Annotated in this window: 8 protein-coding genes; 3 read left to right on the forward strand and 5 right to left on the reverse strand. The window is 55.6% G+C overall.

The window, feature by feature from the left end; translation table 11 throughout:
- Positions 1-3 precede the first annotated feature (3 nt).
- Positions 4-1,140 carry a polysaccharide export protein gene (locus tag FU672_RS03625; protein ID WP_042719349.1) on the reverse strand — a complete coding sequence of 379 codons (1,137 nt, stop codon included), beginning with the start codon at positions 1,138-1,140 and terminating at the stop codon, positions 4-6.
- A gap of 692 nt (positions 1,141-1,832) precedes the next feature.
- Here FU672_RS03625 and FU672_RS03630 point away from each other — a divergent pair.
- Positions 1,833-3,416 (forward strand): TerC family protein, encoded by a 1,584-nt coding sequence (locus FU672_RS03630; RefSeq protein WP_148242203.1) that lies wholly within the window; start codon positions 1,833-1,835, stop codon positions 3,414-3,416.
- A gap of 81 nt (positions 3,417-3,497) precedes the next feature.
- Here FU672_RS03630 and asmA read toward each other — a convergent pair whose 3' ends face one another.
- The 3 genes from asmA to udk form a co-directional block, all read right to left on the reverse strand.
- On the reverse strand, positions 3,498-5,348 hold the full coding sequence (asmA, locus tag FU672_RS03635; protein WP_148242204.1) for an outer membrane assembly protein AsmA: 1,851 nt from the start codon (positions 5,346-5,348) through the stop codon (positions 3,498-3,500).
- A gap of 22 nt (positions 5,349-5,370) precedes the next feature.
- Complete coding sequence (gene dcd / locus FU672_RS03640) at positions 5,371-5,952, reverse strand: dCTP deaminase (protein WP_023312408.1); 582 nt, start codon at positions 5,950-5,952, stop codon at positions 5,371-5,373.
- Between the two features lie 91 nt (positions 5,953-6,043).
- Entirely contained in the window at positions 6,044-6,685 is a 642-nt protein-coding gene (gene udk / locus FU672_RS03645; RefSeq protein ID WP_008500855.1) for a uridine kinase, read from the reverse strand.
- Positions 6,686-7,028: 343 nt separating this feature from the next.
- On the opposite strand from udk, the gene FU672_RS03650 reads away from it, so the two are divergent.
- Positions 7,029-10,358 carry a diguanylate cyclase gene (locus FU672_RS03650; protein ID WP_148242205.1) on the forward strand — a complete coding sequence of 1,110 codons (3,330 nt, stop codon included), beginning with the start codon at positions 7,029-7,031 and terminating at the stop codon, positions 10,356-10,358.
- Here the strand turns inward: FU672_RS03650 and alkA are convergent.
- The gene (alkA, locus tag FU672_RS03655; RefSeq protein WP_148242206.1) at positions 10,323-11,195 is read right to left on the reverse strand and encodes a DNA-3-methyladenine glycosylase 2; all 873 of its coding nucleotides are present in this window, start codon (positions 11,193-11,195) and stop codon (positions 10,323-10,325) included. The two genes, FU672_RS03650 and alkA, sit on opposite strands and share 36 nt — an antisense overlap.
- Before the next feature lie 130 nt (positions 11,196-11,325).
- On the opposite strand from alkA, the gene yegD reads away from it, so the two are divergent.
- Entirely contained in the window at positions 11,326-12,678 is a 1,353-nt protein-coding gene (yegD, locus tag FU672_RS03660; RefSeq protein ID WP_148242207.1) for a molecular chaperone, read from the forward strand.
- The last annotated feature ends 26 nt before the right edge of the window (positions 12,679-12,704 follow it).

The raw sequence follows: 12,704 nt of genomic DNA on the forward strand, positions 1-12,704 counted from the left end.
GGATTACCAGGTATGAATGTCGCGCGCCGTATCCGTCATGTAGCGAACGCCACTGATGGTTGGCAGCAACTGGTTGATCAGACGGTTCCAGCGGGCAACCGGCGCGGTGGTGACATACACCACATCGTATGGCTGGAGACGGAACTCCGTTGCCATCACCAGAGAGGTCGCATCGGACATATCCAGCTGGTAGATGTTGGCAATCTTGCCTTTCGTACCCTCGCCTTTCAGCGGACGGATAACGAAGATACCGCTGGCGTTCGACGAGGTCAGGTCGATGCCTTCCGCATTGCCCAGCGCTTCGGTCAGGGTCATACCGCTGAAGTCCATTTTGAGGGTGCTCTGTTTCTTCACTTCACCCATCACGAAGACTTTCAGATCGTCGTTGCGCGGTACGTAGAGAATGTCGCCCGGATACAGCAGGCGGTTCTGGGTCAGATCGCCGTTTTGCATCAGCGCCTGCAGCGAAATGCGCTGCTCTTTGCCTTCGTGGGTCAGGACCACGTTGCGCCAGTCAGCACCGTCGGTTAACCCGCCCGCGGCGTTAATGGCATCCAGTACGGTCAGAGGAACGTTGGTGATGGCCTGCTGGCCGGATTTGTTCACCTGGCCGGAGATATAGGCTTTTTGCGAGCGGAATGCGGCGATATTAACGTCCACCTGCGGATCGGCGATGTACTGCGCTAAGCGGCCGGTAATATCACTACGGATCTCGGCAAGCGTTTTCCCTGCAACATGGACTTTACCAATGTAGGGATAGAACATGGTGCCATCTGACTGCACCCAGTTACCGGTGTCGCTTGAGCTGCGGTACTGGCCTGCTGGCGTGGTCAGTTCGGGGTGGTCCCAGACGGTCACGTTGATCACGTCACCCGGACCCACGCGGTACTGGTAGGACGCAATTTCCTGGTCCAATGACATATTCGGCTGGGCAACATTCGGACGTGGACGTAATTGTTCGACCAGACGAGGCGTAAGTGGATAAACATTCACCATTTTGTCGAGATCAAAATCGGCATCCTGTTGCTTGATCACATCCTTACCCATTGTTGACATATTGCTGCCGGGAAAGACCGTGCAACCACTCATCAAGGTCACAGACACCAATAATGGCATCAATTTCATTTTGGATTTCATCATTGATTATTTATCACTTTGGCAGAGTAATTATCCTGTGCAATTTAAATAAGCTCGAGTCGTATTGGGTTTCAGCATGCAGTTAATCAAATAGAAATATAACTGGCATCAGTCCTAAAAAAAGCTTATTCATCCATTGGCTATTGACAGAATAATCGAGGCTGATTCACACGCTTTCAGGCACGCTACCGCCCTTGGCTTTCAGTTACCAATCCACTGACTAAACAATGTGTTATGGATAGACACCCTCTTGAGCAAGGTCTTCATGAAATATATCAGTCGCTTAAGAAACCCGACGGATAATGAATAACCATCCCTGAAGACCGAACATAAATAGCAACACCGAGATTTAACATTTGATGCTGGGAGAATTGTTGCAGCTAACCTAATAGCAGGCAAGGAGACAACTGTCCTAATATCGGTTTTTAAGATTAATATTAAGAGCAAATTTTTGACCTTTTAGGATTTTCTTTATATTGACAAAAAGAGACTAAAAACCATTAACTGCGATATATCCTAAAATGCTTTCTTTGTAATTAAATATACGTATTTCGCTTATTTACACCCTATTGAGAATGCTCTCTTTTTTACCCGTCGTATTAAGAGAAATCTCAGCCCGGCATTGCAATTTCCCCCAGCTTTATCCATGATCGAAGTGTGACATTCGTCATATAACAGAAGGTATTGCTATTACTATGGAATGGATTGCCGATCCCTCAATCTGGGCCGGGCTGGTTACGCTGGTCGTCATCGAGTTAGTGCTCGGGATTGATAATCTGGTCTTTATCGCTATCCTCGCTGAAAAACTGCCCCCTTCCCAGCGCGACCGCGCGCGCGTGACGGGTCTGCTGCTGGCGATGGTGATGCGGTTACTGCTGCTGGCCTCTATCTCCTGGCTGGTCACGCTCACTCAGCCTCTGTTCTCCATTCACGGTCTGAGTTTTAGCGCCCGCGATCTGATCATGCTCTTCGGCGGGTTGTTCCTGCTGTTCAAAGCCACGGTAGAACTCAACGAGCGACTGGAAGGCAAAGACAGCGAGAACCCGACCCAGCGCCGTGGAGCGAAATTCTGGCCGGTAGTGGCGCAAATCGTGGTGCTGGATGCGGTCTTCTCCCTGGACTCGGTGATCACCGCCGTCGGGATGGTGGACCACCTTGCGGTGATGATGGCCGCGGTGATTATTGCCATCACGCTGATGGTCATGGCCAGCAAGGCGCTGACCCGCTTTGTGAACAGTCACCCGACCATCGTGATCCTCTGTCTGAGCTTCCTGTTGATGATTGGCTTTAGCCTGGTGGCCGACGGGTTTGGCTTCCATATTCCGAAAGGCTACCTGTATGCCGCCATTGGATTCTCCGTCATGATTGAAGCGCTTAACCAGCTGGCGATATTTAACCGCCGCCGCTTCCTTTCTGCGAATCAGACCCTGCGTCAGCGTACGGCCGACACGGTTATGCGCCTGTTAAGTGGTAAGAAAGAGGATGCGGAGCTGGATGCCGAATCCTCCGCCATGCTGGCCGATCACAGCGACGGGCTGATCTTTGACCCGCAGGAACGACGGATGATCGAGCGGGTGCTCAATCTGAATCAGCGGACGGTCAGCAGCATCATGACGTCGCGGCATGACATTGAACATATCGACCTGACGGCACCGGAAGAGCACATTCGCGCCCTGCTGGATAAAAACCAGCATACCCGCGTGGTGGTGACCGGCGGTGAAGAGGAAGAGGAGCTGCTGGGCGTGGTGCACGTTATTGACCTGCTCCAGCAGCAGCTGCACGGCGAGGCGCTCAATCTGCGCGCCCTGGTTCGCCAGCCGCTGGTTTTCCCTGAGGGGCTACCGTTGCTTTCCGCCCTTGAGCAATTCCGTAACGCGCGCACGCACTTTGCCTTCGTAGTCGATGAATTTGGTTCGGTGGAAGGGCTGGTCACGCTCAGCGACGTGATGGAAACCATTGCCGGTAATTTGCCTAACGAGGTGGATGAGATTGACGCCCGCCATGACATTCAGAAAAACGCAGACGGTTCGTGGACGGCTAACGGCCATATGCCGCTTGAAGACCTGGTGCAATATGTGCCGCTGCCGCTGGATGAAAAACGGGAATATCACACTATTGCCGGTCTGCTGATGGAGTATTTACAGCGTATCCCGCAGCCGGGGGAAGAGGTTCAGGTGGGCGACTATCTGCTCAAAACGCTGCAAATTGAAAATCATCGCGTGCAGAAGGTTCAGCTCATTCCACTGCGAGATGAGGAAGAGCTGGATTTTGAGGTGTAAAAAAGCCCGGTGGCGCTGCGCTTACCGGGCCTGCGGTGTCTGGGCCGGGTAAGGCAAGGCCGCCACCCGGCACAACGGACATCAAAGCTTATCCAACAGCTTCTTCACATCCTTGCCGTCCTGTGACTCTTTATTACGATCCGCCCAGCCGCTAAGCCGACGTTTCGCCTCATCCTGCAGATGTTTACGCAGGATCTGATCCACCTGCAGGCTGTAATTCAGAGCCTGCCATTTGCCATATACGGTCAGCGGGACCGGCGTCTCTTTCAGGAAGTCGATGAGCTTGCTTTCACCCTGCCAGCCGGAAAGTACCCGCACGTTAAAGCGCGTGTCCGCCGTCTCTTTCACCAGATCCAGCTTACCTTCACCCGTCATTGATAACAGTGAAGAGGTACCCTGCATTCCGTCGAGAGAGAGTTGGCCGTTGTCCAGCGTCAGGTCGGTGGTGAAGCTGTCGAGGCGCGTGGCGCTGTCGTAATTATCCTGGGCTTTCACATCGCTGCTGCGCTCGACCGCCTGCTGCACCAGTTGCTGGAAGTTAAGCCCTTCCATGCGGGAGTTTTTCAGATCAAGATGCGCCTGCCCCTGCCACTCGCGGCGGAAAGCATCCGCATCAATTTTCGTGCCGGAGAAGTCACCCGCAAGCGTCAACTGCCCCGTCAGGGATATCGGGTAGTTAAACGCTTTCAGGATGGTACCTATCTCAACGTTGTCGAGACGCGGCTGGAATTCGGCGCTGGCAACGTCTTTACGGACATCCAGCGTGCCGGGCAGCGAGAGGTTCCCTGCGCCCATCTTACCGCTCAGTTCGGAGATCACCAGCAAACCGTTATGGTTAAACATCTGGCTGCTCACGTCGGTAAAATCAATGCCGCGCCAGCGCAGGCTATTGGCTTTCAGCAGAATATCCGCCGTGAATCCGCGCAGGGCGTTATAGTCAGGTTGATCAAGATTAGACGAGATAACCGGACGTGAAACCGGGGCCTGGCTTTGCCCCGTCTGCGTGGCATCGCTGTCCGTGGCGCTGGCTGGCAGCGGTGGCAGCAGGTTTTCCAGATTGAGCTTGTCAAACTGCAGATTCAGCACCCACTTCGGCTTCTCTTCGAGCGTAACGCTCGCCTGCCCCTTCAGGCTACTGTCATTGGCCTGCAGAGTGAGATTATTCAGCTCCAGCTGCTTTTGTTCTTCACGCCACACGGCCTGCAGCGTTCCCTGCCCGGTGATCCCCTGGGTGGGAAGATCGGCACCCGTCAGCTGCCAGTCCAGCTGCTGGATGTCGGCCGTAAGCTGATGCGGATAGTCTGAGGCGTTGACGCTGGCATTCAGCGACAGGGTCAAATCGCGCTGATCGCGGTTCACGCGCCCGCTAAATTCCACCGACGCAAGATGGTGAGCATCCTGCTCCATCTGCAGGTTAATGTTGCGAACGGTCACCTGCTCCTGGCGCTCATGCTGGAAAACCAACACGCTATCGGCAACTTTCAGCTTGCCGATATCAAAGGACCAGCCAGTATCGGACGGTTCATCAGGAAGGGTATTTTCGCGCGGCGCAACCGGCGCATTTGCATCACGCACGGCTTCGGATTGCGGTGTGAGCTGAATCACCGCGCCTTTCAGCATCACCTGTTTAACCTGCAGCTGATGGGAAATGAGCGGGATTAGCGCCACATCAAGGCGCATGTTGTCTGCGGACACCAGCGGCTGGGACGCCCCCGGCGCCGTGAGCGACATGCGGCCAGAGAGAATACTGAGCTGCGGCCAGACGTGCCAGCGTAGCGACCCGTCAAGCTTCAGTTGATAACCACTGCGTACCTCGACCTGCCGCACCATGTAAGCGCGGAAATCGTTGGGGTTAACCAGCAGAACCAACGCCGAAAGGCCAGCCACCAGCACCACCAGCAAAATCATCAGCGTTGTCAGAACTCTTCTCATAGCATCCTCAATGGGCTAACGATCAGTCTTTATCAATACGGCTGGCAACCGCGCCCTGCTGGTCGCGATATTTTGCGTCCTGCCGACGGTTATAAGGACGATCTGCCGGGCCTGACAGCGGTTCAAAGCTTAACGCGCCGATCATCATGCCCGGACGCAGCGCCAGCGGCAATTTACCGGCATTGAAGAATTCCAGTACGATACGCCCCGACCAGCCTGGATCGATACGGTGCGCGGTTACGTGAACCATCAGTCCCAGTCGCGCCAGCGAAGAACGGCCATCAAGCCAGCCGACCAGGTCCGGAGGCAGGGTGACGGATTCAAACGTCACCGCCAGGGCCAGTTCACCCGGATGCAGATAAAAGGCTTCCCCCTCGTCGATGACGATTTCGTCACTCATCACGCGATCAAGCGCGGCGCTGACTTCATCTTTCGGCCCGCTAAGGTCGATGAACGGTGCGGTATGACCGCTAAAGGTACGGAATTTATTCCCTAACCGTACATCAACGGTCACGCCATTGATACGCTCAACAGGTGGACGTGGGGTAATAGACAAACGGCCTTCATCCAGCCAGGCTTCTATATCGCGATCACAAAGACGCATGGCACTTTCTCCTTTCATGCATCGTCCCCTGAGGCGGTAAGCACTCAGGGTAAAACCAGGTTATCTCTGAACGGTACACAATTCACGCGGCTTATTCAAAAAACTGGCTGATTTTCGCTTTTAAGATATCAATAGCAATGCGGTTTTTACCCCCGCGCGGCACGATGATATCGGCGTATTGTTTGGATGGCTCAATAAACTGCAGGAACATTGGGCGGACCGTTTTCTGGTATTGCGCCATGACGGAGTCCATCGAACGGCCGCGTTCATTCACGTCACGCTTGATACGGCGCATCAGGCAGATATCCAGCGGGGTATCAACGAAAATCGAGAAGTTCATGGATTCACGCAGGCGAGCGTCGGTCAGAAGCAGGATGCCTTCAAGGATAATGACCTTTTTCGGCTCGATGCGGATGGTTTCCTGCGTACGGGTGTGTTCTACGTAACTGTAAACGGGCAGCTCAATCGCCTGGCCGCTCTTAAGCGCTTCTAAATGCTGGAACAGCAAGCTGTGATCCATTGCATTGGGGTGGTCATAGTTGGTTTTGACGCGCTCTTCCATCGACAGATGGGATTGATCTTTGTAATAGCTGTCTTCGGGAATGACGCCGATATGCTCATCACCTACTTGTTCACGCAGTTCGCGATAAAGCGTACTGGCAATTAGACTTTTACCTGAAGCCGATGCGCCGGCGATGCCTATAATGACGCACTGATGAGACTTATCAGTCATAAATTTAGCGACCTGATTAACCTGGATGTTAAGGAAGGACGACGCCGGAGCGTCAAACGCGGCAATTATAGGGATTTCGCGGGCGTGATACCAGTCGAAAGCACAGGTTCTGCGAGACTGGCCGAAAAGTGGCGCTTTATTCCCTGAGTGAAATTTAAATGGGCGTTTTTTCAGCGTTTAACAGGTTTTTTTCATGGAGCCTCTATTTAATAAGTCTGTGGTGTCAAATTCTGAGCGGTCACCATATGAATTGTAAATTGTTTGTACTAGCATAAACCAAATTATCAAATTCACGCGTTCGGACATCTTCCCTGACGGCATGGCGTCTCTGGATAAAGCGGTAATGAATAAACAATACCAGCGGGTTTTGGTTACCACCCCACATCCTTTAATACGACTTGTCTGTCTGGGCCTGGTCACCTTTATCTTTACCTTATTTTCGCTGGAGCTCACCCGGTTTGGCACCCTGCTGGCCCCGCTCTGGTTCCCCACCGCCATTATGATGGTGGCATTTTACCGCCATGCCGGAAAAATGTGGCCGGGAATCGCCCTGGCCTGTTCGTTCGGCAATATTCTGGCCACCTGGATGCTGTTTTCGTGGGGATCGATAAGCCTCACCTATACCTCAATTAACGTGGTTGAGGCCTTTACTGGCGCACTATTGCTGCGCAAATTGCTCCCGTGGTACAACCCGCTGCAGAATCTGAATGACTGGATCCGCGTGGCCCTCGGCAGCGCAATGATACCGCCGCTGGTGGGCGGCGTCCTGGTGTCTCTGCTGGCCCCCGGCCCTGAACCCCTGCGTAATTTCTTCGTCTGGGTGTTGTCCGAAGCCATTGGCGCGCTGGCAGTGGTGCCGCTGGGACTGTTATTTAAACCGCATTATCTGCTGCGCCACCGTGACCCGAGATTGCTGCTGGAAACGCTGACCACCCTGGCCGTGACGCTGGCCCTCAGCTGGGCAGCCATTACCTGGCTGCCGTGGCCTTTCACCTGCGTTATCGTTTTGCTTATGTGGAGCGCCGTGCGCCTGCCGCGGATGGAAGCGTTCATGGTGTTTCTGATCACCGTGATGGTTGTGTCGCTGATGATTTCCCGAAACCCTGTGGCGCTGACAACCCAGCACGTCGGGACGATGCTTAACGCCCCCTGGCTGCCGTTCCTGATGCTGCTCCTGCCTGCCAACGTGATGACCATGGTGATGTATGCCTTCCGCGCCGAGCGCAAACACATCACCGAAAGCGAGGAGCGTTTCCGCAATGCGATGGAGTATTCCGCCATCGGTATGGCGCTGGTCAGCATTGAGGGCAAATGGCTTCAGGCTAACAAGGCGCTGTGCAATTTTCTCGGTTACAGCCAGACGGAACTCCAATCACTGACCTTCCAGCAGCTCACCTGGCCGGAAGATCTGCACACCGACCTGGAGCAGCTCGAACAGCTGGTCAACGGCGACATCAACACCTACACCCTCGAGAAGCGCTACTACACCCGCGACGGAGAAGTGGTCTGGGCGCTGCTCGCCGTCTCCGTCGTGCGTCATGCCGACGGCTCGCCGCTCTATTTTATCGCCCAGATTGAAGACATTAACGACCTGAAGCAGACCGAGTGGGTCAATAAACGCCTGATGGAGCGGATTACGCTTGCTAACGAAGCGGGCGGCATCGGCATCTGGGAGTGGGATCTGGAGCCAGACATCATCAGCTGGGATAAGCGGATGTTTGAGATGTATGAGATCCCGCCGCACATCAAGCCCACCTGGCAGCTCTGGCATGACACGATGCTGCCGGAAGATCGTGCCCACGCTGAGAAGGTGCTGCGGGATTCGCTGATATCCCGTCTACCGTTTAAGCTGGAATTCCGCATCCGCGTGAAGGAAGGCGTTCGCCATATTCGCTCCCTGGCGAACCGGGTGCTCAATAAGCAAGGTGAAGTCGAACGGCTGCTCGGTATCAACATGGACATGACCGAGGTTAAGCAGCTCAACGAGGCCCTTTTCCAGGAAAAAGAGCGTCTGCACATCACCCTCGATTCCATCGGTGAAGCAGTGCTGTGTACCGATATCAACATGAACGTCACCTTCATGAACCCGGTGGCCGAGAAAATGAGCGGCTGGCTGCAGACCGAGGCTATCGGCCAGCCGATTCTGAAAGTGTTGCACATCACCTTTGGTGAAAAAGGGCCGCTGATGGAGAATATTCACAGCGGCGATATGTCCCGTTCCGATATCGATCAGGACGTGGTGCTGAACTGCCGTACCGGCGGGAATTTTGATATTCATTACAGCATTACGCCGCTCAGCACGCTGGATGGGCAGAATATTGGCTCGGTTATCGTGATTCAGGACGTGACTGAGTCGCGCAAAATGCTGCGTCAGCTGAGTTATAGCGCCTCCCACGATGCCCTGACCCATCTTGCAAACCGGGTCAGCTTCGAAAATCATCTGAAACGACTCTTGCAGACCGTTCGCGAAACACACCAGCGTCATGCCCTGGTCTTTATCGATCTCGATCGCTTCAAAGCCGTCAACGATACGGCAGGCCATGCGGCGGGTGATGCCCTGCTGCGGGAACTCTCTTCCCTGATGTTGACCATGCTCCGCTCCAGCGACGTGCTGGCGCGTCTGGGCGGGGATGAGTTCGGGTTACTGTTACCGGACTGCAATATTGAAAGCGCGCGCTATATCGCCGGTCGCCTGATCCATACGATCAATGACTATCACTTTATGTGGGAAGGCCGCCTTCACCGGATCGGCGCCAGCGCAGGTATCACGCTGATTGATGAAAATAACCATCAGGCGTCGGAAGTGATGTCGCAGGCGGATATTGCCTGTTATGCCTCGAAAAACAGCGGCCGTGGCATGGTAACGGTATACGAACCCCAGCAGGAGCGGGATCACAATACGCGCAGCATGATGTCGCTTGATGAACAATGGCACATGATTAAAGACAATCACCTGATGATGATTGCCCGCAGCGTCGCCTCCCCGCGCATTCCGGAGAGCAGTAATTTCTGGCTGCTGTCGTTACGCCTGTGGACCAGCCAGGGCGAAGTCCAGGAAGAGCATGCCTTCCGCTCCGGGCTGGCGGAGCCTGAGCTTTTGCACGCCCTCGACAGACGTATTTTTAGTGAATTTTTCCGTGCCTCTGCCGCACAGGTCGCCAGTAAAGGTATGGGGGTGGCACTGCCGCTTTCTGAGGCCGGTTTAGCCAGCGTAACGCTGGTCGATGAACTTCTCGACCTGCTGGATAAAAGCCCTATGCCGGGCCGTCTCCTGCATCTGGTTATCTCTGCCGATGTGGTGTGCAGCCCGGATAAAAACCTGCAACGGGGTCTGCAAAAACTTCGCCAGGCGGGCTGCCGCGTGATCTTCAGCCAGGTGGGCCGCGACATGAACGTCTTTACCCACCTGACCGCCAATATGGCCGACTATCTGATGCTGGACGCAGAGGTGGTCAGCAACGTGTATGGCAATCTGATGGATGAGATGATGGTCACCATTGTTCAGGGCCACGCCCAGCGTCTGGGAATGAAAACTATCGCGGGCCCCTGCAACCAGCCCATCATGATGGATACGCTTTCCGGCATCGGCATTGATTTTATCTATGGTGACACCATCGCCGAGCCGCAGCCGCTGGATCTACTGCTCAACACCAGTTATTTCGCCATCAACTGACGGCGCCCAGCCGTCGGTATACCAGATGTGCAGCAGCGCGTAAGAGCGCCACGGCTGCCAGCGCTCGGCATAACGCCGAATTTGCGCGGGCGTCATCCCGGCAAAGCGTTGCTTAATCAGGTAATCATCCGGCAAAAAGACATCTTTCGCCTGCCAGCCGCGAAGGGCCAGGTAGTTTGCCGTCCAGCGCCCTATCCCCGGCCGCTGCTGTAGCGCTTTCATCCCGGCCTCAATATTCGCGGGCGGGAAAAGCGGAAACGTCCCGTCGATGACCGACTGCGCCAGATGAATTAACGACTCCGCCCGCTTTACCGGCATGCCCAACGCTTTCAGCGCCAGCGGGTCCGCTGTCGCCAGGGCGTCCGGCGTGGGGAAACAGAGATAACCCGGACAATCCGTCACCGGTTCGCCGCACAGCGCCACCACGCGCGACGTCAGTTTCGCCGCCATCGCCACGCTCACCAGTTGTCCGAGAATCGCCCGGACACCCTGCTCATACGCATCCATCGCCCCCGGCAAACGCAAGCCTGGCCGGGCAGCACCGAGATCGCCCAGCGTATCTGCGATGTGCTGCGGGTTGCAGGAGAGATCGAACAGGCGTTCTATGCGGTCAAGGCACGTCTGCGCCACCGGGATTAACCCCGGACTGAGCGTCACGGTCAGCGTATGGGTGGCGATATCCGGCGTGACGCGAAAGACACCCCGATGGCCATCGCAGGCGAAACTGCGCTCATAGTAGTCGCTCGTGACGGTTTCAATACCCATGACCGCACGCGCGCCAAGAAAGCTAAACATCCACTGCCAGTCGTAAGGGGGTTGCCAGTTCAGGGTGTACATCGTCTCTCCTTTTGGGTTCTCCACAGCATAAACGGAAAGGTCCTGTTTTGCCTTGCTTTCATATTCCTGTTGTCGCCATGCAGACATTTCGTTAAAGTCTCGCCCCTTCTCACTGGCATGGGGATTAATCGTGTTTATTGGATTCGACTACGGTACGGCAAACTGCTCGGTTGCGATTATGCAAAACGGACAGCCACAGCTGCTGAAAATGGAAAAAGAGAGCACGCTGCTGCCCTCAATGCTCTGCGCGCCGACGCGTGAAGCGGTAAGCGAATGGCTGTTCCGCCACCATCAGGTTCCGGCCACGGCGGCGGAGACCCAGGCGCTGCTGCGCCGGGCGGTCAGCTTTAACCGCGAGGAAGACATCGACGTTTCACCATCCAGCGTGCAGTTCGGGCTCTCTTCGCTCGGGCACTACATTGAAGATCCTGAAGAGGTCTACTTCGTTAAGTCGCCAAAATCCTTCCTCGGCGCCAGCGGCCTGAAGCCGCAGCAGGTGGCGATGTTCGAAGACCTGGTATGCGCGATGATGCTGCATATTCGCAATCAGGCGCAGACGCAGGTCCCCGAGGCGATTACCCAGGCGGTCATTGGCCGCCCGATCAACTTCCAGGGGCTGGGCGGCGACGAGGCCAACCAGCAGGCGCAGGGGATCCTTGAACGCGCAGCGCACCGCGCGGGTTTCCGCGACGTGGTGTTCCAGTATGAGCCGGTTGCTGCGGGGCTGGACTTTGAAGCCACGCTGACGGAAGAAAAGCGCGTATTAGTCGTGGATATCGGCGGGGGCACGACGGACTGCTCGCTGCTGCTGATGGGACCGCAGTGGCATAACCGTCGCGATCGTGAAAATAGCCTGCTCGGGCACAGCGGCTGCCGCGTAGGTGGTAACGATCTCGATATCGCGCTGGCATTCAAGAGCCTGATGCCGCTGCTCGGTATGGGCGGTCAAACGGAAAAAGGCATCGCCCTGCCGATCCTGCCATGGTGGAACGCGATTGCCATCAACGATGTGCCTGCGCAAAGTGATTTTTACAGCACCGCGAACGGCCGCTTCCTTAACGATCTGGTGCGCGACGCGCAGGATGCCGAAAAAGTCGCGCTGCTGTATAAAGTGTGGCGTCAGCGTCTCAGCTACCGCGTGGTGCGTACTGCCGAAGAGAGCAAAATTGCCCTTTCCGACCGCGCTGAACATGCGGTCTCCTTGCCGTTTATCAGCGACGATCTGGCCACCGCGATTTCGCAGGACGGGCTGGAGACGGCACTCGCGCAGCCGCTGCAGCGTATTCTGGAGCAGGTGCAGCTGGCGCTGGAGAATGGCAAAGAGAAGCCGGACGTTATCTACCTGACCGGGGGGAGCGCCCGTTCGCCGCTGATCAAGAAAGCGCTGGCGGAACAGCTGCCGGGCATTCCGATTGCCGGGGGCGATGACTTTGGCTCTGTTACCGCAGGGCTGGCGCGCTGGGCGCAGGTGATGTTTAGCTAGTGCCGCTGTGCCGGGTGGCGCTTCGC

The sequence above is a fragment of the Enterobacter asburiae genome, assembly GCF_008080435.1.
In the GTDB taxonomy this organism is placed as follows: Bacteria; Pseudomonadota; Gammaproteobacteria; order Enterobacterales; family Enterobacteriaceae; genus Enterobacter; species Enterobacter asburiae_C.